The organism is Notoacmeibacter marinus, from assembly GCF_002238045.1.
GTDB lineage: Bacteria > Pseudomonadota > Alphaproteobacteria > Rhizobiales > Rhizobiaceae > Notoacmeibacter > Notoacmeibacter marinus.
On sequence record NZ_NBYO01000001.1, the window covers coordinates 302,553 to 323,708 of the forward strand.

20 protein-coding genes and 1 tRNA gene are annotated in these 21,156 nt (G+C 63.2%); 9 read left to right on the forward strand and 12 right to left on the reverse strand.

Going from position 1 to position 21,156, the window contains the following annotated elements:
- The first annotated feature begins 13 nt into the window (after nt 1-13).
- Genes B7H23_RS01410 through B7H23_RS01420 form a run of 3 tightly spaced genes read left to right on the forward strand, consistent with a single transcriptional unit; the run spans nt 14 to nt 2,602 of the window.
- Nucleotides 14-997 carry an aldo/keto reductase gene (locus B7H23_RS01410; protein ID WP_094075623.1) on the forward strand — a complete coding sequence of 328 codons (984 nt, stop codon included), beginning with the start codon at nt 14-16 and terminating at the stop codon, nt 995-997.
- Nucleotides 994-1,389, forward strand: coding sequence for a carboxymuconolactone decarboxylase family protein (locus B7H23_RS01415; protein WP_094075624.1), 396 nt, complete (start codon nt 994-996; stop codon nt 1,387-1,389). Before B7H23_RS01410 ends, B7H23_RS01415 begins: the two co-directional genes overlap by 4 nt.
- Before the next feature lie 25 nt (nt 1,390-1,414).
- Complete coding sequence (locus B7H23_RS01420; RefSeq protein WP_094075625.1) at nt 1,415-2,602, forward strand: MFS transporter; 1,188 nt, start codon at nt 1,415-1,417, stop codon at nt 2,600-2,602.
- Nucleotides 2,603-2,639: 37 nt separating this feature from the next.
- Here B7H23_RS01420 and B7H23_RS01425 read toward each other — a convergent pair whose 3' ends face one another.
- The 6 genes from B7H23_RS01425 to mscL all read right to left on the reverse strand — a co-directional run bounded on the left by B7H23_RS01425 (nt 2,640) and on the right by mscL (nt 8,243).
- Entirely contained in the window at nt 2,640-3,944 is a 1,305-nt protein-coding gene (locus B7H23_RS01425; protein WP_094076798.1) for an NAD(P)/FAD-dependent oxidoreductase, read from the reverse strand.
- 120 nt (nt 3,945-4,064) lie between these two features.
- A complete protein-coding gene (fghA, locus tag B7H23_RS01430; protein WP_094075626.1) occupies nt 4,065-4,907 on the reverse strand; it encodes an S-formylglutathione hydrolase in 843 nt (280 codons plus the stop codon).
- Nucleotides 4,907-5,674, reverse strand: coding sequence for an NYN domain-containing protein (locus B7H23_RS01435; protein ID WP_094075627.1), 768 nt, complete (start codon nt 5,672-5,674; stop codon nt 4,907-4,909). Before B7H23_RS01435 ends, fghA begins: the two co-directional genes overlap by 1 nt.
- Nucleotides 5,675-5,676: 2 nt before the next feature.
- Nucleotides 5,677-6,786: an S-(hydroxymethyl)glutathione dehydrogenase/class III alcohol dehydrogenase gene (locus tag B7H23_RS01440; RefSeq protein ID WP_094075628.1), complete on the reverse strand. Its 1,110-nt coding sequence runs from the start codon at nt 6,784-6,786 to the stop codon at nt 5,677-5,679.
- Nucleotides 6,787-6,924: 138 nt separating this feature from the next.
- Nucleotides 6,925-7,719 carry a 3-hydroxybutyrate dehydrogenase gene (locus B7H23_RS01445; RefSeq protein ID WP_094075629.1) on the reverse strand — a complete coding sequence of 265 codons (795 nt, stop codon included), beginning with the start codon at nt 7,717-7,719 and terminating at the stop codon, nt 6,925-6,927.
- A gap of 80 nt (nt 7,720-7,799) precedes the next feature.
- Entirely contained in the window at nt 7,800-8,243 is a 444-nt protein-coding gene (gene mscL, locus B7H23_RS01450; protein WP_094076799.1) for a large conductance mechanosensitive channel protein MscL, read from the reverse strand.
- Nucleotides 8,244-8,420: 177 nt separating this feature from the next.
- Here mscL and B7H23_RS01455 point away from each other — a divergent pair, with 177 nt between their 5' ends.
- A complete protein-coding gene (locus B7H23_RS01455; RefSeq protein ID WP_094075630.1) occupies nt 8,421-11,924 on the forward strand; it encodes a PAS domain-containing hybrid sensor histidine kinase/response regulator in 3,504 nt (1,167 codons plus the stop codon).
- An 11-nt stretch (nt 11,925-11,935) separates the two neighbouring features.
- On the opposite strand, the gene B7H23_RS01460 is transcribed toward B7H23_RS01455, so the two are convergent.
- On the reverse strand, nt 11,936-12,610 hold the full coding sequence (locus tag B7H23_RS01460) for a response regulator (protein WP_094075631.1): 675 nt from the start codon (nt 12,608-12,610) through the stop codon (nt 11,936-11,938).
- Between the two features lie 119 nt (nt 12,611-12,729).
- Here B7H23_RS01460 and B7H23_RS01465 point away from each other — a divergent pair, with 119 nt between their 5' ends.
- Both B7H23_RS01465 and B7H23_RS01470 read left to right on the forward strand, forming a co-directional pair.
- Nucleotides 12,730-14,286 carry a hypothetical protein gene (locus B7H23_RS01465; protein ID WP_143534707.1) on the forward strand — a complete coding sequence of 519 codons (1,557 nt, stop codon included), beginning with the start codon at nt 12,730-12,732 and terminating at the stop codon, nt 14,284-14,286.
- Nucleotides 14,283-15,137 (forward strand): acyl-CoA thioesterase, encoded by an 855-nt coding sequence (locus tag B7H23_RS01470; RefSeq protein WP_094075633.1) that lies wholly within the window; start codon nt 14,283-14,285, stop codon nt 15,135-15,137. Before B7H23_RS01465 ends, B7H23_RS01470 begins: the two co-directional genes overlap by 4 nt.
- Here B7H23_RS01470 and B7H23_RS01475 read toward each other — a convergent pair.
- Nucleotides 15,134-15,556 (reverse strand): hypothetical protein, encoded by a 423-nt coding sequence (locus tag B7H23_RS01475; protein ID WP_143534708.1) that lies wholly within the window; start codon nt 15,554-15,556, stop codon nt 15,134-15,136. The genes B7H23_RS01470 and B7H23_RS01475 overlap by 4 nt on opposite strands.
- Nucleotides 15,557-15,608: 52 nt before the next feature.
- Between B7H23_RS01475 and B7H23_RS01480 the strand changes: the two genes are divergently transcribed.
- Nucleotides 15,609-15,956, forward strand: a complete 348-nt coding sequence (locus tag B7H23_RS01480; RefSeq protein WP_094076800.1) for a DUF952 domain-containing protein — start codon at nt 15,609-15,611, stop codon at nt 15,954-15,956.
- Nucleotides 15,953-17,050, forward strand: coding sequence for a quinone-dependent dihydroorotate dehydrogenase (locus B7H23_RS01485; RefSeq protein WP_094075635.1), 1,098 nt, complete (start codon nt 15,953-15,955; stop codon nt 17,048-17,050). Before B7H23_RS01480 ends, B7H23_RS01485 begins: the two co-directional genes overlap by 4 nt.
- Here B7H23_RS01485 and B7H23_RS01490 read toward each other — a convergent pair.
- Entirely contained in the window at nt 17,010-18,386 is a 1,377-nt protein-coding gene (locus B7H23_RS01490; protein ID WP_094075636.1) for an MATE family efflux transporter, read from the reverse strand. The genes B7H23_RS01485 and B7H23_RS01490 overlap by 41 nt on opposite strands.
- A 139-nt stretch (nt 18,387-18,525) precedes the next feature.
- On the opposite strand from B7H23_RS01490, the gene B7H23_RS01495 reads away from it, so the two are divergent.
- Nucleotides 18,526-19,434: a histone deacetylase family protein gene (locus B7H23_RS01495; RefSeq protein WP_094075637.1), complete on the forward strand. Its 909-nt coding sequence runs from the start codon at nt 18,526-18,528 to the stop codon at nt 19,432-19,434.
- Here the strand turns inward: B7H23_RS01495 and B7H23_RS01500 are convergent.
- From B7H23_RS01500 to B7H23_RS01510, 3 genes are all read right to left on the reverse strand, one after another.
- Nucleotides 19,431-19,703 (reverse strand): DUF6460 domain-containing protein, encoded by a 273-nt coding sequence (locus B7H23_RS01500; protein ID WP_094075638.1) that lies wholly within the window; start codon nt 19,701-19,703, stop codon nt 19,431-19,433. The genes B7H23_RS01495 and B7H23_RS01500 overlap by 4 nt on opposite strands.
- Nucleotides 19,704-19,802: 99 nt before the next feature.
- Nucleotides 19,803-19,876, reverse strand: a tRNA-Gly gene (locus B7H23_RS01505).
- Nucleotides 19,877-19,925: 49 nt separating this feature from the next.
- Nucleotides 19,926-21,020 carry a 2'-deoxycytidine 5'-triphosphate deaminase gene (locus B7H23_RS01510; RefSeq protein WP_094075639.1) on the reverse strand — a complete coding sequence of 365 codons (1,095 nt, stop codon included), beginning with the start codon at nt 21,018-21,020 and terminating at the stop codon, nt 19,926-19,928.
- Between the last annotated feature and the right edge of the window lie 136 nt (nt 21,021-21,156).

A 21,156-nucleotide genomic window follows, 5' to 3' on the forward strand; every position in this document is an offset into this window, starting at 1 on the left:
AAGGAGGACAAGCATGAAAAAACGCACACTCGGACAGGACCTGACGGTCTCAGCCATCGGCCTGGGCTGCATGGGCATGAGCGAATTTTACGGCCCGCGGGACGATGAAGAGTCGATGGACGTGCTGGCCCGCGCCGCCGAACTGGGCATCGATTTCTTCGATACCGCCGACATGTACGGCCCCCATCACAATGAGGAGCTGCTCGGCGCGTTTTTGCGGACGACCAGCGCTCCCATCAAGATCGCCACGAAATTCGGCATCGTCCGCAAAGCCGGCGAATACAAACGCCAACTGGACAATAGCGCCGCCTATGCCCGCAAGGCATGCGAAGCCTCGCTGCGGCGGCTCGGGATCGATTGTATCGATCTGTATTACGTTCATCGCGTCAATGGCGGTCAGCCGATAGAGGCGACGATGGAAGGCCTCGCCGCCCTGGTCGAGGAAGGCAAGATCGCAAGAATCGGGCTGTGCGAGGTCAGCGCGGATACGCTGCGACGTGCCCACGCCGTTCATCCCGTCACAGCCGTTCAGACCGAGTATTCGCTATGGTCCCGCCACGTCGAAGCCGACATCCTGCCGACTTGCCGTGAGCTGGGAATCGGCTTCGTTCCCTATTCGCCGCTCGGCCGCGGCTTTCTCACCGGGCGCTTCCAGAGCGATCATGATTTCGAGAGCGGCGATTTTCGCGCCGCGCTGCCGCGTTTCGAGCGTGAGGCGATCAGCAAGAACCGGCGGATTGCCGACGTCATTGCCGATATGGCCGCGGAGAAAGGCTGCACACCCGCGCAGATCTCCCTGGCCTGGCTACTCGCCAAGGGCGACGACATCGTTCCCATCCCCGGTACCAAGCAGTTGACCTATCTCGAAGAAAACGCTGCGGCGGCCAATATCCGCATGAGCGCAAGAGAATGCGAGCGACTGGAATCTGCGGTCGAACGACTGCCCGTGGCGGGAGAGCGGTACACCAAAGAAGGCATGAAGGGTGTGGACGCATGAACGGGATGCAGCGTGACAGCGAGGAGCGCACGCGCCGGGCATTGGCTCTTCTGGACCGGCTGGAATCGGGCGCGCCGAACCGGGTGACCGCCAATCTGAAAGCGTTCGACGAGGAAGCGGTCGACCTGATTTTGGGCTTCGCCTTTGCCGATATCGTCAGCCGGGATGGCCTCGACCTTCGAACGCGCGAAATGCTGACGGTCGCAATGCTCAGCGCGATGGGAACTGCTCCTGGACAGCTCGATTTCCATATGCGCGCCGCCATGAATTGCGGCGTCAAACGTTCCGAGATCGTCGAGATCGTTTACCAGGTCGCGGTTTATGCCGGTGTTCCCGCCGCCATGAACGCCATCACCTCCGCCAAGAAGGCGTTCGCCGCGGCCGACGCCTGAGCCCCCAAAGGAAGAGTTTATCGATATGCACGATAACATCTCAGATGCCGACTGGCGCTCATGGATCGCCGTTTGCGCTCTCGGTATAGGCAGCTTCGCCATTGTGACGGCGGAACTCGCTCCCATCGGCCTGCTTTCGTTAATCAGTGACGATCTGGGCGTGCCAACCGGCCAGGTTGGCCTGATCGTCACCCTTTACGCCTGGATCGCAGCCGGCGCCGCCATTGCATCCGCCGTGTGGCTTGGCGGCATGCCACGCCGGCCGCTTCTGGTCGGTCTCATGCTGGTCCTTGCCATATCGGGGGTTGCCGCAGCGTTTGCCGACCGGTTCGCCTCGCTTATGGCGGCACGGATCGTCGGCGCGTTCGCCCATGGGGCGTTCTGGGCGATGATCGGCACATTGGGAGCGCAGATCGTGCCGAAAAAGAATGTCGGACTGGCGACATCGATCATATTCGGCGGTGTGTCCGCCGCCAGCGTTCTAGGCGTTCCGATGGCCAACTTCATCGGTGTCGCGTCCGGCTGGCGGATGGCCTTCGCCATTATCGGCGCGCTTTCCCTGCTTGTCGCCGTGGCAATATGGCTGACCGTGCCGCGACTGGCGGGACGTGGCGGAATCGGCGCGCAGGCGCTGTTGCGCGTTCTGGCGGATCGTCGTTTTCAGAAGATCTTTCTGGCGACCCTTCTCGCGATCACGTCGCATTTCATGGCCTTCACCTATATCGAGCCGTTTCTCATCGGCCCGGCTGGTGTGAGCGGCCATGTGGTCGCCCCTCTGCTATTGGCCTTCGGCGCATCCGGGCTGGCCGCTAATGTTCTGACCGGCGCCATGATCGATCTGCGGCTAAAGGCCATCGTGACGAGCGCGCTCGTTCTGACCTGCGGCGCGCTTTTGGCGCTTGCAATGAGCGCGCCCTATCTCGGCGTTCTGGGTATTGGCGTCCTTCTGATGCTCTGGGGCGGCGCCATTGCCGCCATCCTGGTCGGACTTCAGACCTGGATTCTCAAGGAAGCAGGGCAGGATGCGCTTCAGGCGTCGGCGATCTACGTGGCGCTCTTCAACGCCGCGATCGGTCTCGGCGCGGCGCTGGGCGCAGCGTTCCTGAGCGCGACCGGGCTGTCCGGACTGCTGCTTCTGGCCGCCTTGATCATCGGCGTCGGCGTCTTCGCCATCGCCTTCCTTCGCGAGCCCGGCCCCGTGCCGGCGGAATAGCTGGCAAGCCGCGCTTCGTCGGCCGGGCGACAAACGTTCACCGGGCTGGTCGCAGGCGCGCGCCGATGGCGTGCATCGCCGAAGCGCCGAACTCGTAATAAACGGCTTTGGCGCTTGTCATCCGTTCAGAATAGTCTTCGATGAGCGGCAGCGGCAATTCCGCTTCGTTCCCGTTCAGGAGATAGCGCGCCGCTGCTGCCCCCAGAACCGTTCCGGGTGCGATGCCGCGTCCCGAATAGCCGAAAATGGAGAGCCCGGAAGGCCCGAGCGCCAGCGCCTTCGGCAGATGGTCCGCCGTCATGGCGATCCGCCCGCTCCATTCGTGCTCGAATGGCATGTCGGCAAGAGCCGGATAGAGCGCCCTCAATTTCCGCCGCGCCCAGCCGCCATGGATGCGCCCGCCCGGCCCCTGCCCGTAGCCCATACCGCCGACGATCAGTCGCCCGGCGCGGTCCAGCCGGATCGACGACATGACCAACGCCGTGTCCCAGCAACCCTCTTTGCCCGGGAGAATCGTTTCCAAAAGCTCGGCCGGAAGCGGCCGGGTCGCGAACTGGCAATAATTCACTGGGACATAGCGGGATGCGCCCTGCGCCGCCCATGCCGTATCGTAGGCGTTCGTCGCCTGCAGCAGCGCACCGGCTCGCACGGTATGATCGCCGGCCTGCACCGACCAGGCGCCGCTGTTCCATTCCGCTGAACGGACGGGCGTATCGGAATAGATCATCGCGCCCCGTCGAAGCGCCGCGCGCGCCAGGCCGTGGCAATAGGCGAGCGGCTGGATCGTTCCGGCCTTCGGGTTCCAGAGCGCGCCGTGAAAGGCGTCCGATCCGGTGCGTTGGCGGGCTTGCTCTGCATCCAGAAGATGCAGCGCCGCGCCGAACGTGTTGCCCTGCCGATGCCGCTTTTCCAGATCCGCCAGCCCACCTGGCGAATGCGCCAGATGCAACGTGCCGGCGCGCGTTGCCTCGCAATCGATCCCTTCGCGCGCGATAATCTCGAAGACGCGGTCCGGCCCTTCCGCAAGCGCATCGATCAGGCGGCGACCGTCCGTTTCACCCATCTGCGCGATGATCGTTTCCGGTGGCAGCCAAAGACCCGCATTGACGAGGCCGACATTCCTGCCCGACCCGCCATAACCGATGGAGCGCGCTTCCAGAACGGCGACCGACGCGCCGAGGCGCGCTGCTTCGAGCGCGGCGGCGCAGCCGGTGAACCCGCCGCCGACGATCGCCAGATCGACGTTCAGGTCCTCGTTCAGCGCGATGGCCGGCGTACTCTTGGCTAGCGTGGCAGGCCAGAGGCCGGCTTCGGTCCGGACGGTTGCTTCACTGCCTGTCATCTCGTGGTCCACCCGCACCCGCCAGCGCCTGCCGGATCGGCTTTGCAACACCGGCTCGACTTGCGGCCATCCTAGCCATGCGCGGCTTGCCGCGACAGACCCTCCATGGCCGCGCGGCGCTCACACGCCGGCAAAACGCTGGGCGTGCCAGCGCAGATGATCGTCCATGAAGGTCGAGATGAAGAAATAGCTGTGATCGTAGCCGGGCTGCAGGCGCAGGGTCAGATCGATACCGGCCGCCTGGCAGGCATCGGCCAGCCGTTCGGGCTGCAGCTGCTCTTTCAGGAAATTGTCGTCCGCCCCCTGATCGACGAAGAGAGCCGGCACACGCGCGCCGTCCTCGATCAGCGCCACCGCATCGTGCTTGCGCCAGGCGGTTCTGTCATCGCCGAGATAGGCCGGCAGCGCCTTTTGCCCCCACGGCACTTCGCCCGGCGCGACGATGGGCGCGAAGGCCGACACGGCCCTGAACCGGTCGGGATGGCTGAGACCGATCGTCAGCGCGCCGTGCCCGCCCATGGAATGACCCATGATCGACTGGCTCGACGCATCCATCGGAAAATGCTCGGCGACGACGACCGGCAGTTCCTTCGTGACATAGGACCACATGCGGTAGTTCTGCGCATAGGGCGCTTCGGTCGCATCGACATAGAAGCCGGCGCCGATCCCGAAATCGTAGGCGCCTTCGGGATCGTCCGGCACGCCCTCACCACGCGGAGACGTGTCCGGGGCGATGAAGATCAGGCCGAGTTCGGCACAGGCCCGCCGGTACTCGCCCTTTTCCATCACATTGGCGTGGGTGCAGGTGAGGCCCGACAGATACCAGACGGCCGGCAGCAGTGCGCCCTCCGCATGATCGGGGACGAAGACGGCGAACATCATCTCCGTCTTCGTTTCGCTGCTATTGTGGCGGCAAACATATTGGGTGCCGCCATGGCTGCGGTTCTGGCTGACGATCTGCATCAGGTCTTCTTCGCTTTGTTCGCAGGCTGGCGGGATGAACTCTGGTCTGCAGGTCTTTTGCGCATTCGCGCAGGCGACGACTTCAAATCGACTTCGTAACGGTCGATTCGCTTGAGAAGCCCGCTGAGATTCCCGCTGCCGAAATTGCGCGAATCGAAATCAGGATGGTTTGCGATCAATTGCTGGCCGAGACGACCCAATTGATGCCAGTCCGATTCTTCGCCAAGTGCGGAAATCGCGGCTTCGATCAATGGTATCGCTTCCATCGGCATCTGTTTGGATGTGTTGTCGAGGGTCGCCTCGCCGGTATCCTGCCTTTCGGCGCTCGCCTGAAGATTCTCGATGAAGATGAAGCGTTTGCAGGCATTGCGGAACGCATCGGGCGTCTTCCGCTCGCCGATGCCGTAAACATCCAGTCCCTGCTCGCGGATACGGCTTGCCAGTCGCGTGAAATCACTATCCGACGAGACCAGAACGAACCCGTCGAAACGGTTGGAGTGCAGCAAGTCCATGGCATCGATCACCAGGGCGATATCCGATGCGTTCTTGCCTGTCGTGTTGGCGGATTGCTGGTGGGGCACAATCGCCAGACTGGCCGTCGTATCCAGCCAGCCCTTCATCCGCGGCGAGGAAAAATCACCGTAGAGACGGCGCACGGCCGCTTCTCCCAAGGTGGCGATTTCAACGAAAATGGCCTTGGCCGCCTTGGGCGAGGTGTTGTCGGCGTCGATCAGAACGGCCAGGAGCGGGGTGTCGCGCTCCGCCATCCTCAATAGACCACGACGGCGCGGATCGACTTGCCTTCATGCATCAGGTCGAAGCCCCTATTGATGTCTTCGAGGTCGAGGCGGTGGGTGATCATCGGATCGATGGCGATCTTTCCGTCCATATACCAGTCGACGATCTGCGGCACATCGGTGCGGCCCCGCGCGCCGCCGAAGGCCGTGCCTTTCCAGACACGGCCGGTGACGAGCTGGAACGGGCGGGTGGAGATTTCCTTGCCGGCTTCGGCCACGCCGATCACGACGGAGACGCCCCAGCCGCGATGGCAGGCTTCCAGGGCCTGGCGCATGACGGTGGTGTTGCCCGTGCAGTCGAAGGTGTAATCGGCGCCGCCATCCAGCATCTCGACCAGATGGGCAACAATGTCCCCGTCGATCTCTTTCGGATTGACGAAGTCGGTCATGCCGAACTTCTCGCCCCATTCCTTCTTGTCGTTGTTGAGGTCGACGCCGACAATGCGGTTCGCACCGACCATTCTGGCGCCCTGCACGACGTTCAGGCCGATGCCACCGAGGCCGAAGACCACGACATTCGCGCCCGGCTCGATCTTGGCCGTATTGACCACCGCGCCGACACCGGTCGTGACGCCGCAGCCAATATAGCAGGCGGTATCGAACGGGGCGTCCTCGCGGATCTTCGCCAGCGCGATCTCCGGCAGAACCGTGTAGTTGGAGAAGGTCGAGCAGCCCATATAGTGGTAGACGGTCTGGCCCTTGTAGGAAAAGCGGGACGTGCCGTCCGGCATGACGCCCTTGCCCTGGGTGGCGCGGATCGCGGTGCAGAGATTGGTCTTCTGCGACAGGCAGCTTTTGCACTGCCGGCATTCGGGCGTGTAGAGCGGAATGACGTGATCGCCTTCCTTGACGCTGGTCACGCCGGGGCCGACCTCGCGGACGATGCCGCAGCCCTCATGGCCGAGGATCGACGGAAAGATGCCCTCGCTGTCGAAACCGTCGAGCGTATAGGCGTCGGTGTGGCAGATGCCCGTCGCCTTGATCTCGACCAGCACTTCGCCGGCCTTCGGGCCGTCAAGGTCCAGTTCGACGATCTCGAGCGGCTTCTTGGCCTCGAACGCAACGGCTGCGCGCGTCTTCATGGCGATCCCTCCCCAATTTGGTCTCCGACCTCAGGCGTAGGCGAAAAGATCATAGATTTTCAAGCGTGACGAGCGCATGTTTCAATCGAATCTCTCTATCACCAATCTGGCTTTGCCGTTTGGCTCGACCGTCCCTCGTCAGCGCATGGACCAACCATGGCTGACCACGATGGACTGACCGGTCAGCGCGTTGGAACGGAACGAAGCCAGGAACGTCGCGACGTCGGCCACGTCCTCCATGGTCGTGAACTCCTGATCCACCGTGTTGCCGAGCATGATCTCGTTGACGACTTTCTCCTCGGAAATGCCGAGATTCTTCGCCTGCTCAGGGATCTGGCGCTCGACAAGCGGTGTCTTGACGAAGCCGGGGCAGATGACGTTGGAGCGGACGCCGTGCTTCGCGCCCTCTTTCGCCATGACGCGGGAGAGACCGAGGACGCCGTGCTTGGCCGCCACATAGGCCGCTTTCTGCGTGGACGCTTCGTGGCTGTGGACCGACCCCATATAGATCAGCGATCCGCTCTTTTGCGGATACATATGCTTGACCGCCGCCTTGGTCGTCAGGAACGAGCCGTCCAGATGAATCTGGACCACCTTGCGGAACTGCTCGTAAGGGAAATCTTCAATCAGATGGACGATCTGGATGCCGGCATTGGCGACCAGCGTATCGATCCGCCCGAAATGCCCGGCGACGCTGTCCATGCCCGAATTGACCGCACTCTCATCGGTCACGTCCATATGGACGGTCAAGCTTTCGGTGCCGTACTTCTCCTTCAGCATGGACGCCGTTTGCTCCGCGCCGTCCATGTCGATGTCGCAGATCGCGATTCTGGCGCCCTCGGCCGCCATGCCAATGGCAATAGCCCGCCCGATGCCCGAGCCCGCTCCGGTGATCACCGCAACATTGCCGTCCAGAGATTTCTCGCCTGCCATTGATCGCTACTCCATCGTTTGCCGGTTCGTTCGGGTTCGCCGGAACAATTGTGCTGCGTTGCGACAAAAGCAAGCGGCAATCAGGTGGTGGCGCCCGGCCTTCCCTCCTCGCGAACCAGCGCGTCCCTGATCTCGGTCAGGAGCTGAATGTCGGCTGGCGGCGCGGAAGCGGCGACTTCCTTCTCCTTGTTTTCCTTCCTGCGCAGATTGTTGACGCCCTTGACCATCAGAAAGACGATGAAGGCCAGGATCAGGAAGTTCAACGTGACGGTGATGAAGCTGCCATAGGCCAGAACGGCCCCCTGCTCTCTGGCGGCGTCCAGCGTTCCGGCCTCGACGCCGCCCGCCAGCGGCAGAAAATAGTTGGAAAAGTCGAAACCGCCGAAGATCGCGCCGGCAATTGGCATGATGATGTCGTCGGTCAGCGATTTGACGATGCCGCTGAAGGCCGTTCCGACGATGACGCCGACCGCCAGATCGATGACGTTGCCCTTGGCGATGAACTCCTTGAACTCGCTGTAGATGGTCATGGTCTTCTTCCCTGATTGCGAACCGTCCGCCTATTTGGCGGCGAACGGGCGCCAAATCCATCCCGACCGCAACGAATGGTCAACCATAGTCGCCTTCCCGTCGCATGGAGGCTGGGCTAGACTCCGCGAAGGGAGCGGCGTGGGAGAGCGCATGAGGGAGAGCTTGGCGATATGAACGCATGGGTCGTTTCGCTCGTGGCGCTCAGCTATCTGACCGTGCTGTTCCTCGTGGCGGCCCTTGGCGACCGGGGCAGGCGAAGCGAACGCGACCGGCCAATCCGTTACGCGCTCTCGCTCGCTGTCTATTGCACGTCGTGGACGTTTTTCGGCTCGGTCGGCGTCGCGGCCAATAGCGGGCTGCTGTTCCTCGCCATTTATATCGGACCCGCGCTGGTCTTCATTCTCGCCACGCCATTCCTGCGGCGGATCACGCGTATCTCCAAAGCGGAACGCATCACATCCATTGCGGATTTTCTGGCCTCCCGCTACGGCAAGAGCTTCAAGGTCGCCTCCATCGCAACCCTGATCGCCACTGTCGGCGTCGTTCCCTACATCGCGCTGCAACTGAAGGCGATTTCGGATTCCGTCACATTGTTGGCCGAAACGAGGAGCGTCGGCGCGGCGGCCCTGCCCATGCCGATCGGCGTCGGCGGAACTTCCTTCTGGGTCACGGTCCTTCTGGCGGTCTTCGCCATGCTGTTCGGCACACGCCAGACCGACGCCACCGAACATCAGGACGGGCTCGTCTTCGCCATCGCCATCGAATCCGTCATCAAGCTGGCAGCGTTTCTGATCGTCGGGTTCAGCGTCTGCTTCCTGCTGTTCGAGCCGTCCAGCCTTTGGGAACAGGTCAGCAACCACCCGTCGGTCTGGGACAGTCTGACCAACGAAACGTCGATGCTCAGCTGGTTCACGCTGACGCTGCTTTCGGGCTCAGCCATTCTGCTGCTGCCGCGCCAGTTCTACGTGATGGTGGTTGAGAACCGGTCGGAACGGGAAGTGGAGCGCGCGCGCTGGCTCTTTCCGCTCTATCTGCTGGCGATCAACATTTTCGTACTGCCCATCGCACTGGTCGGCCTCACGACTGTTGGCGGGCAGACCAATGCGGACCTCTACGTCCTGGCCATTCCCCTGTTGCACGGCAATGAGTGGCTCTCCATCGTGGCCTTCATCGGCGGGCTGTCAGCCGCGACCGCTATGGTCATCATGGCGTCCGTCGCCCTTTCCATCATGATTTCCAACGATCTGATCATGCCCGTAGTCCTGCACCGAACTCTCGGTATGCGCTGGGCGGATCATGAAGACTGGTCGCGGACGATCCTGTTCATTCGACGTCTGGCCATCGCCGGATTGCTGGCAGCCGGCTATTTCTACTATCGGTCGATCGACAATGCGGCGCTTCTGGCCTCCATCGGCCTTCTGTCCTTTGCCGCAATCGCCCAGTTCATGCCAGCCTTTCTCGGCGGTATGGTCTGGCGGGGGGCCAATGGACGCGGCGCTGTCGCCGGCATGACGGTCGGCTTTTGCGCCTGGGCTTACACCCTGCTTCTGCCAAGCATTCTGTCGCCCGATGCTTCGATGCTGGTCGACGGGCCGTTCGGCCTCGCCTGGCTCAAGCCGCAAGCGCTGTTCGGTCTTGGCCTGTCGTCGCTCGAACACGGCACACTGATCTCGCTGGCGGCCAATACGCTGGCCTTCGTGATCGGCTCTCTGTCGCGCAGCGCCCTTCCGCGCGAGCGCATACAGGCCGCGCTCTTCGTGCCGCGCGGCGCAGGCCGCTCACCCTTTCCGCGCAAGATCAAGACGCAGCTTACAGTCGGCGAAATTCAGACGACGATCGGCCGCTATCTCGGCCAGAAGCGCACCGCACGCAGTTTCAAATCGTGGCAACAGCGTGAGAACCGGGTTCTGCAACCATCCGATATTGCCGATGCCCACATTCTTCGCTTCGCCGAAGGGCTTCTCGGCAGCGCGGTCGGATCGTCATCCGCCAGGTTGATCCTGTCGCTCCTGCTGGAGCGCTACGACACCAATGCCAGCTTTGCCTATTCGCTGCTGGACGACGCGACCGAAGCGCTCCAGCAAAATCGCGGCCTCTTGCAGATCGCCCTGGACCAGATGGAACAGGGTATTACCGTGTTCGACAAGGATCTGCGGCTGACCTGCTGGAACCGACGGTTCCGCACCCTCTTCAACCTACCGGAATCGCTTGGCGTGGTAGGAGCCCCGCTGTCGGACGTTGTCGAGCATCTGGCCGGCCAGCGCGAAATCGAGCAGCAGGAGATCGAAACGATCATCGACAGGCTGGCGCGTGCGCAATCGGCGTGGCAGCTCGAATTGCGGCGATCGGGACGGACCATCGAAATCCGCACCCGCCCCATGCCGGAAGGCGGGGTCGTCGGCACCTATACTGACATCACAGCGCAGGTCGAATCGGACCGGGCCCTGAAGAGCGCCAATGAAGGGCTGGAAGCGGCTGTTGCCGCGCGGACCCGCGAACTCCTCAACGTCAATGGCGAACTCGTCTCGGCACGGCGGGCCGCGGAAGACGCCAATCTCGGCAAGACCCGGTTTCTGGCTGCCGTCGGCCATGACATTCTGCAGCCGCTCAATGCGGCGCGCCTCTATTGTTCGGCCATTGGCGAGCGGACGCAGACCAGCAGCCAGCCACCGAAGGATTTACCCGAAACCGTTCAGCGCATCGACGCCTCGCTCGACGCGGTGGAAGATATTCTCTCCGCCGTTCTGGACATTTCGCGTCTCGATACGGGCGCGCTGACGACCAATATCAGCACGTTCCGGCTCGGCGACGTCCTGCAGCACGTGGCAACGGCGCTGGCCCCGCTTGCCGAGGCCAAGGGGCTGAAGCTCCACGTCGTGCCGTCTTCCATCCTCGTCGATAGCGACATCAACCTGCTGCGCCGTCTTGTTCAGAACCTCGTCTCCAACGCCATCAAATATACGCGGAACGGACGCGTTATTCTCGGTGTACGGCGACGCGGTCCGGATGCGGAAGTGCAGGTCCTCGATACAGGTATCGGCATAGCCGAAAATCAGCTAACGGCCATCTTCGATGAGTTCGCGCGGCTGGAGGAAGGCGCGCGGGAAGCAGAGGGGCTAGGGCTGGGGCTGTCTATCGTGGACCGTATCGCGCGGGTTCTGCATCTCGAAGTCGCCGTTCGATCACGCCCGGGCCAGGGCACCAACTTCGCTGTCATCCTGCCAGTCAGCACAGCCACCCAGCCCACCAGGTCGCTTACGCGGCACGGACCGCCCATCGCCGCCAGCGACCTGAGTGACCTTCGTATTCTGGCTATCGATAACGAACCGGACATTCTGGATGGTATGGAACTGCTTTTGAGCGGGTGGGGCTGCACCGTCCAGCGCGCCGCCGGCTCCGACAGCATTCGGGCTTTGCCCGCCGATTGTCCGCCGGACCTGATTCTCGCCGATTATCATCTGAATGGCGAAACCGGCTTTCAGGCCATCGACACCGCCCGACAATGGTTCGGGCGGGATATTTCGGCCGTACTTATCACGGCCGACAGGTCGAAGGGCGTCATGAACGAAGCCGCCGAACGGGACATTCCCATGTTGAACAAACCGCTGAAGCCCGCGAAATTGCGTCTGATCATGAACCGTCACAAAAAGACGCTGCGTGCCGCGGCGGAATAAGGTTCCGCCGGTCAGTTGCGGGTGGAGAGCACCGGCGCCTTAGCGCCAAGTTGCGACAGCAGGATCACGGCCTGCGTCCGGCTGTCGACGTTCAGCTTGGTCAGAACAGCCGATACATGCGCTTTGATGGTCGCCTCCGACACGCTCAGTTCGTAGGCGATCTGCTTGTTGAGAAGGCCTTCCGCGATCATGGTGAGGACGCGTGTCTGCTGCGGCGTCAACGTACCGAGCCGCTCAATCAGATCGGCAATCTCCGGGTCCGTTTCGACGCCCAGTTCGATGTTCGCGGGCACCCAGACCTCGCCCTCCAGAACCTTTTCAATCGCTTCACGGATCGTCTCCATCGGCGCGGATTTGGCGATGTAGCCGGCAGCGCCCAGTTCAATGGCGCGGCGAATGATCTGCGGCGATTCCGTTGCCGATACCACGATGATCGGAATATTGGCCTGGACGGCGCTGAGGCCGATAATGGCGGAATGACCCGACGAACCGGGCATGTTCAGATCCAGAAGGATCAGATCGTAATCGTCGCCCTGTTCGACGAGGCGTTTGGCGCCGATGAAATCACCCGCTTCGTGAATGTCGCATTCGCTAGGTAACCCTGCAAGAACCTGCCGCAGCGCCCCACGAAACAGGGGGTGATCGTCCGCGATCAGAATTTTCAGTGCTGTTTCCGACAATGCCATCCATCCCCCCAAAGCGTTGGCCGAATATCTCCCACAGACGACGACAACGCGCTTTTTTCTTGTAAAGCCCACCCGATTTGATGACAACCCAATCGAAAGTTCACGGTCGGGAGATGGTGTTGATCAGGAAGCGGAGTGTATTCAGCAGCGCATGGGCCGCGCTTGTTCTGGGTTTTGCCGCTCTGGGTCTGACCGGTCTGGCCTTCATCGGCGAGCGGGCGGGCGTTCCCACCACCATGCTTCGCTTCCTGTTGACCGTCAGCATGCTGGGCACGCTTTTGGGTTTCGGCGTGTCGTCGCTGATCGTCGAACCGCAGCGCTGGAGCCTTGCCGACCGGAGCGTGCGGGGCGTCAGTGCGGCTCCGGCCATGATCGTTCTTGCCCTGACCATGACTTGGATCACGGCCAGTTCGATGCCAGCGGCCCTGCCGGCTGCCCTGTTCGCCGGCTGTCTGGTCGGGCTCTTGCTCCATGTCGCGGTTTTCGGTCCACGAATGCGGCGGATCGGAGCGCTAAGCCCCGGCCGAATGCTCAGTCTGCGCTTCACCGGCTGGGAGGGACTGCCGCTTCGGATCCTGACGGGGGCGCTCGCCTGCCTTCTTCTGGCCGGCCTGGTTCTTCACGTCATCGGCCTGATCGCCGAGCGGTTCATGACGGACCTCTCCCTTTCGTCAGTCTGGGCGAAGGTGATGGCTGCATGCGTTCTCTTCCTACCGGCGTGGGCGGGCGGCATGACCACCCTTATCCGTCTCTGCCGGATCGGCCTCGCCTTCAGCCTCGCCACGCTTGCCGCGGCCCTTCTGATCAGCACTTTGTTGCCGGGCAGCGCAACCGCCGCCCTACCGCTGTTTCCCACGGTTTGGGATCATGCGATGACCAAGGCCATGCAAGCCGGTCTTCTGACCATCCTTTTCCTGCCGGCCCTGATGCCGGTTCTGGCCAGTCTTTCCACACCGCGATCCAATTATCGTCTGGCCGCCTGGATTGCAGCCCTCGGGGCCTGCATGATCGCAGCGATGCTATGGATCGGCATTCCGAACGCAGACCCCGGAACGGCCGCGCCGGCACTGAACGGCAGCGAACTGGCGCCTCTCCTTTTGAACATGGCCGGCCTTGCAATGCTGACGACCGGCGGCGGGCTGCTGCTGTTTGCCCTCTGTGCCTGCTTCGTCGACGACCTGGTCCTGTCCGTCATGGACGAGCCGAGGATCGTCAAGGGCCGGCTTCTGGCCTGGCGGCGCTTTGCGATGATGGGTGCGTTGACAGGTCTCATCGTCATGTTTCTCCTTTTCGGCCAGAACGATCCGTGGATGACGGAGCTCGACCGGATCGCCCTACCCATCTTCGTCGCCATGGCGATCGCAATCTACCCACCGGCACTTCTTTGGTCCGGCACAAGCGGGATCGGCGCGCTGAGCGGCCTGCTGATCGCCAGCCTCTCGCAGGTCGTTCTTCTTCTGGTGTTCGGCGCCGGCGCGCCGTCCGAAGCCATCTTCGGTCTCGGCGACGGTCTGGCCTGCGGCCTGTTCGGCGCGACCGTCACACTCGTCGTCAGCCTGATCGTGCCGCCCCGTGAAGATGCCTGGCAGACGGCGGCCGCCATGGCGCAGACAGACGAAGAAACCGCGTTCGACCCAAGGTCGGCAACGGCCCGGCCCATGGAGGGGCTCGCATGATCGAAACGCACCGTTCCTTCGTCAATCGCTGGGAATGCGACGAGAACGATCATCTGAACATCCAGTTCTACGGCCAGCGCTTCGATGAGGCGGCGCGCTTCTTTCGCCTCCACTCCGGCGGCCCTCTGCTCGGGCCGTTGCCACGACTTCGGCTGATCCGCTACCATGCCGAAATGAGCGGCGGCGCGATGGCGCGGATTGAAAGCGCAGCGATCGAGGGCGGCGACCATGACGGCGCCACGCTGCATCTTATGCGAACCGTTCCTGGCGGAACCCTGGCAGCGAGCTGCCTCGACCTCGACGCGCTGAACCGCAATGGCGGCGTGGCCTCGATTGCTCAAGGCGATCTGTTGGCCAGCTGGCTGCCGCGAAGCCCCTCTTTCGAGCAAACAGAGCCGCTATCCTTCGACGAATTTGCGAAGATCGGCGGCTTCTGCACCGGTCAATCGCTGGTCGAAGGCCGCGAATGCCACGGTGACGGCACTTTGACCCAGCAGGGCTATCTCGCGCGTTACAGCAATGCCGCCGCCCATGCCTGGTCGGCCATTGGCGTCGGCTCCACCATGCTGGCCGAGCGCCGTCTCGGCCGGGTCGCGGTTGAAATGAAACTGACCCACCACCGACCTGCCCGTCTCGGTGAAGGGTTGATCATCCATTCCGGAACCGTGGGTTCGGAAGGCAAGACCATCCGGCTTCGTCACGAAATCCGCCGCGCGACAGACGGCGTTCCGATTGCTTCGGCCGAGGTGGTTTCGCTTCTCATCGATCAGGAGCGTCGAAAGGCCGTCTCATTGCCCGACGAGGTCGCAGCGTGGGTCGGCAGGCCGGTGCCGCCAGAAGCCAGGAACTAAAGCGCGCCGCCAGCTTTTTCTTCAGCCTGAAGGTCGCGAACCATGTCGCGGAACGCCTCGAAAAAGCGCTGCATATAGCCGAGCGCCTGATCGAATTCCTCCTCCGATGGCAGGGCTTCCTTTTCAGCTGCACCGGCTTGCAGCCGGCTTTCCAGCTTCGTTACTCGTTCTTCCAGCCTGTCGATCCGCGTCTGGTCCGCAGGCGCGGCCCGACCATCCGGCAAATCGGTCTGGCAGGTCAGTTTGCCACCCTGTTGACGGCAGACCGTGATCTCTCCGGTCTGTCCGTCCATCCGCACCCAGCCATCCTCGGTCCGATCCATCACATAGCGGTCAGGCGCGGCCTGTGCTTCAGGGGATGACGCCATCACAGCCGCCACGAGACCCATACCCAAACCGGCCACAAAAAGGTTTTGCATGAACGACTCCCTATGGCTTTGCATGGCGCAGGATTTTCGCTACGCCGGTGCCATGGGAACGATGATCTACAAGGCCGTGCCGGCGCCAATGTGGCAACAGGCGCAGAAAGAGCGGCATTGGCATGGCGCGCCTATCGATCTATCCGATGGGTATATTCATTTTTCGACCGCCGAACAGCTGTCCGAGACGCTGGCCAAGCATTTCAGCGGGCAGGGCGACCTTTTGCTCGTAGCCATCGATGAAGACCGGCTGGGCCCGGCACTGCGTTGGGAAGTCTCGCGCGGTGGCGCGCTTTTTCCGCATCTGTACGCGCCGCTTTCCACCGATGATGTGGACTGGGTCGACGATCTACCGCTCGATGCCGATAGCCGCCACATCCTGCCGGAGCGTGTTGCATGAAATTGACCAGTCTCAGCACCATGCCGCTGATGGCGCTGGAGCCGGAACGGGCCCACAATGCGTCCATCGCCGCGCTGAAGGCCGGAGCCGGGCGAATGTTCGGGCCGGGCAAGCCGTTCCAGTCCGACCGGCTGAAAGCCACTGTCGCCGGCATCGCCTTTCCAAATCCGCTGGGCATGGCTGCCGGCTACGACAAGAATGCCGAGGTGCCGGACCCGCTTCTCGCGCTCGGTTTCGGCTTCGTCGAAGTCGGCACGGTGACGCCGCTGCCACAAGCCGGCAATCCGCAGCCGCGCATCTTCCGGCTGACAACGGAAAAAGCCATCATCAATCGGCTCGGCTTCAACAATGAGGGCCATGACGCGGCCCTGCGGCGGCTGATGAAACGCCGCCATCGCGGCGGGCTTGTCGGCGTCAATATCGGCGCGAACAAGGATAGCGAGGACCGCGTCGCCGACTATGAGCGCGGCATCGCCAGCTTCGCCCCCTACGCCTCCTATTTCACCGCCAATATCTCCTCGCCCAACACGCCCGGCCTGCGCGACCTGCAGAGCGCGGAAAACCTGTCCGAACTGCTGGGCCGGATCATGGCGGCGCGGGAAGCAGCGGCCGGCCAGACGGGCCGCATCGTGCCGGTCTTCCTGAAGATCGCGCCGGACCTGCAGGAGGCCGATCTCGACCATATCGCCCGGTCGGCGGAGGAGCATCGCCTGGACGGGCTGATCGTGTCCAACACCACGCTGTCGCGGAGCAATCTGCTGGATCGCAAGACGGGTGCCGAAGCGGGGGGCCTCTCCGGCAAGCCGCTGTTCAACCGTTCGACGACGGTTCTGGCCAAGATGCGCGAGCGGGTCGGCCCGGCCTTGCCGCTGATCGGCGTTGGCGGCGTGCACGACGCCCAAAGCGCGCTGGAGAAGATCCGCGCCGGCGCCGATCTGGTGCAGCTTTATTCGGTGATGGTCTATGAGGGCCCGCGCCTGCCGATCCGCATCCTTCGCGGTATGGACCGGCTGCTGGCAGCGCAGGGCGAAACCGTCCGTTCGATCAGGGACCTTACGATGAAGGACTGGGCGAGCCGGCCTTTGCCGGGTTGAACTCGCTCTCCATCCTGCCCGGCAACGCGGCCAGCAGCAACAGGCCCCGCGCCAGAAGAAACAGGTGAAGCGAGGCCCAAAGCGCCGCATTGCCGTAGAGCGGCGTGAACATGAAAAGCGCCGCCACGAACAGCGCCAGCGAGACGAGCATCCGGTTGCGCATCGCCGCGCCCCAGGTCGCGCCGATAAAGACGCCATCCATCTGGAAGGCCAGAACGCCGGTGATCGGCGTCAACGCCGCCAGCGGCAGCCAAAGCCCGGCGACCTGCCGGACATCCGGCGCGGTGGTCATCAGCGCGATCAGCGCCTCGCCCGACAGATAGAACAGCGCGGCCAGCGCGAAGGAGAAGATGAAGCCCCATAGCGCGGTCAGTTTCACCGCCTGGACAAAAGTTGCGCGTCGCCCTCCGCCGACGGCATGGCCGACGAACCGCTCGGCGGCTGTCGCAAACCCGTCCAGAAGATAGCCACCGAGAAGGAAGAAGTTCAGCAGCACGGCATTGGCGGCCAGTTGCACCGTGCCGATGCCAGCGCCCGCCCGCGTGAACAGCGCAAACGCGGTGAGAAGTGCGAAGGTGCGGATCATGATGTCGCGATTGAGCGCCAGAAGCCGCCCGAAGGCCGGTCGATCCATGATCCGCGCAAGCGACGGACGCGCGGCGCCGCCATATGTCCACGCCATCAGCGCCACACCGGCGGCAAAGCCGATGGCTTCGCCCGCCACCGTGCCCCAGGCGACGCCCTCCAGCCCCCACCCGAAGACCAGACCGAACAGGATGGACAGAACAATATTGCTGCCATTGACGACGATCTGCAGTCCGAGCGCCGTGCCGGACTGACCGCGCCCGAGAAGGGTGCCAAGCAGCGCGTAATTGCCGAGCGCGAAGGGCGTGGAGAGCGCGCGTATCAGGATATAATCCGTCATGGCGGCGGAGACGCCCGGTTCCGCGCCGATAAAGATGCGCCCGGCCCAGGCGATCAGCGGCGCGGCAAAGGCGATAAGAAGGCCGCAGGCGACGCCGATCATCAAGGCACGGACGAGAACGGCCTGCTCCTCGAGCGCGTCGTCCCTGCCGCTTGCCTGCGCAACCAGTCCGGTCGTACCGGAGCGCAGGAAGTTGAATGTGCCGAAGACCAGATCGAAGACGATAGCGCCCGCCGCGAGACCGCCCAGCAATACCGCATCGCCGAGTCGACCGACCACGGCAGTGTCGACAATGCCGATCAGCGGGGTCGTCATAAAGGCGAGCGTCGTCGGCAGGGCGACGGCAAAAACGGCGCGGTGGGTTAACGGCAGGCCGTCCGAGCCAGATGCCGGGCGATCGATTGCCGTCATATCGGGTCTATCGTAACGTTCATTCGCCGTCCCTAAAGGGAAAGACCGGCTTCGCCAAAACCGAAGATGTCACGAGGACACGCTTTGCAGTGCCTGCGTGGATTGTCGGCGCCCCGCTTTCCCCTACCCTTTCTGGCCCATGGCGCGCCTTCCGATCGTCCACCACCCCGATTACGATGCCCGGTTTTCGCCGGTGCACCGCTTTCCGATGGGCAAATACACTTTGCTGATGAACGCGCTGCGCGAACGCGGCATCGTCGAGCGCGCCTCGCTCCACCGGCCCGGACCCGCTCCGTCAAACTGGCTCGGCCTCGCCCATGAGCGCGGCTATGTCGATAGGGTGCTGACGCAGCGCGTGCCACGCAGTATCGAAAGGCTCATCGGTTTCGCCGTGGACGAACGCGTTGCCCGACGTGCTTCCCTCGCCTGCGCGGGAACGGTACTCGCGGCGCGTCTGGCGCTGGAAGAGGGTCTGGCCTGCAACACGGCGGGCGGCAGTCACCACGCCCGTTTCGAGCACGGGGCCGGCTTCTGCGTCTTCAACGATGTGGCGGTGGCCGCGCAGGTGCTGCGCGCCGGCGGCGAGGTGCGGCGCATTCTCATCGTCGACGCCGATGTCCATCAGGGCGACGGCACGGCGCGCATCTTCGCCGATCAGCCGGACGTCTTCACCTTCTCCATTCATGGCGCCAAGAACTATCCGAGCGCCAAGGAAACGAGCGATCTGGACATCGAACTGCCGGACGGCACCGGTGACGACGCCTATCTCGAACGGCTGGCCGACGGGCTGGACACCGCCCTTGCGCGGTTTCCCGATCCCGATCTCGCCTTCTACCTGGCGGGCATCGATCCGCATCACGAAGACAGGCTGGGCCGCCTTTCCATGACGGATGAGGGTCTTTCCCGCCGCGACGAGATGGTGCTGAAGGCACTGCGCGAGCGGTCGATCCCCACGGCCTGCGTCATCAGCGGCGGCTACAGCCGCGACATGGAGAGCCTCGGCCGGCGTCACGCCATCGTCTTCGGCGTGGCCGAGACGTTCGTTTAGCTGCCGCGCCGATAGGACATAAGGCGGACGATCAGGAAGATCGGCACGACCACCACCGCGCCGATGATGAAGTAGGAGGCGAAGCTCGCCAGCGCCTCGTAGCCGTTCTGCCAGGCCCATTCGATCATGCCGACGAACCGGTCGATCACTTCCAGCGGCGTGACGCCGAAATAATGCATGAACACGCCGACGATAAACGAGATGATGATGAGCTTGAGCGCCACCCGAAGCGGGGAATCGCCAAGGAAACGCTGCACCGAACCGGCCATCTTCTACGCACTCCGTCTGTCGTCGATCGTGTTCAATCCTGCGTCAGCAGATACGCAGTGCGGGCGGCGCAATCAAGGCAGGCCGGTTTTTTCAGGGAGTGGAGCGGGTGAAGGGAATCGAACCCTCGTCGTTAGCTTGGGAAGCTACTGCTCTACCATTGAGCTACACCCGCCAGGCACCGCGCCGATTGACCATCGCGGCGGCCAGGCTGTCAAGCGGTATCACGACCGGAAATGCTTGCTGAGCTTCAGGCCCTGGCCCTGATAGTTGCTGGCCAGATCCTGCCCGTAAAGCGCGTCGGGCAGGCCCTTCATATGCTCATAGACCAGCCGGCCGACGATCTGGCCGTGTTCGAGGATGAACGGCACTTCGTGGCTGCGCACTTCGAGGACGGCGCGCGCGCCGGTGCCGCCCGCCTGCGAATGGCCGAAGCCCGGATCGAAGAAACCGGCATAATGGACGCGGAACTCGCCGACCAGCGGGTCGAAGGGCGTCATCTCGGCGGCGTGATGCGGCGGCACATGCACTGCCTCGCGGCTGACGAGAATGTAGAACTCGTCCGGGTCCAGCACGAGTTCGCCGAAGCGGTTCTTCGGCAGCGGCTCCCAATAGTCGACCCGGTCATAGGCGTTCGGCTTGTCGACATCGACCACGCCGGTGTGATGCTTGGCGCGATAGCCGATCGGCGCGTCCGCTTCGCCGCGCAGATCGACGGAAAGGCCAATGCCGCCGCCCGAAATGTTCGGCCTGTCCGCGGCGACCAGCGTTTCGGCCTCGTGCAGCGCCTGCAATTCGCTTTCCGACAGAAGCGCCTGGCCGGCCCGAAAGCGGATCTGCGACAGGCGCGAACCGGTCCGCACCACGATGGGGAAGGTGCGCGGCGAGACCTCCATCCACAGAGGGCCGCGATAGCCGGCGGGAATCTTGTCGAATTCCGGGCCGCGATTGACCATCACGCGGGTGAAGATGTCGAGCCGACCGGTCGAACTCTTCGGATTGGCCGATGCGGAAATATCGTCCGGCAGGGCAAGGCTTTCCAGCAGTGGCACGATATAGACGCAGCCCGTCTCCAGCACCGCGCCCTTGGTCAGGTCGATTTCATGCAGAACGAGACGGTGCAGCTTGTCCTCCACCGTCGCTTCCGGCCCCGGCAGGAAGGAGGCGCGCACCCGGTAGGCGGTCTTGCCGAGACGCAGGTCGAGGCTCGCCGGCTGAAGCTGGCGCTCGGCCATATCGTCCGACAGTTGCAGCGCGCCGCTTTCGATCAGCGCGAAGATGTCGCGGTCGGGCAAGATGCCCGTCGTCCGATCCGCCATGGCCGTCTCTTTCCCTTGTTCTCCTCTTCCATGCCTCCCCTGCGGCACGCTGACAAGCGTGGAATCATGCTTGTCCAAGGCGTTCGAATGTGCTGCGCTGGCTATCCCAACACCCGTTCCACCCTTTGCGGAGTTC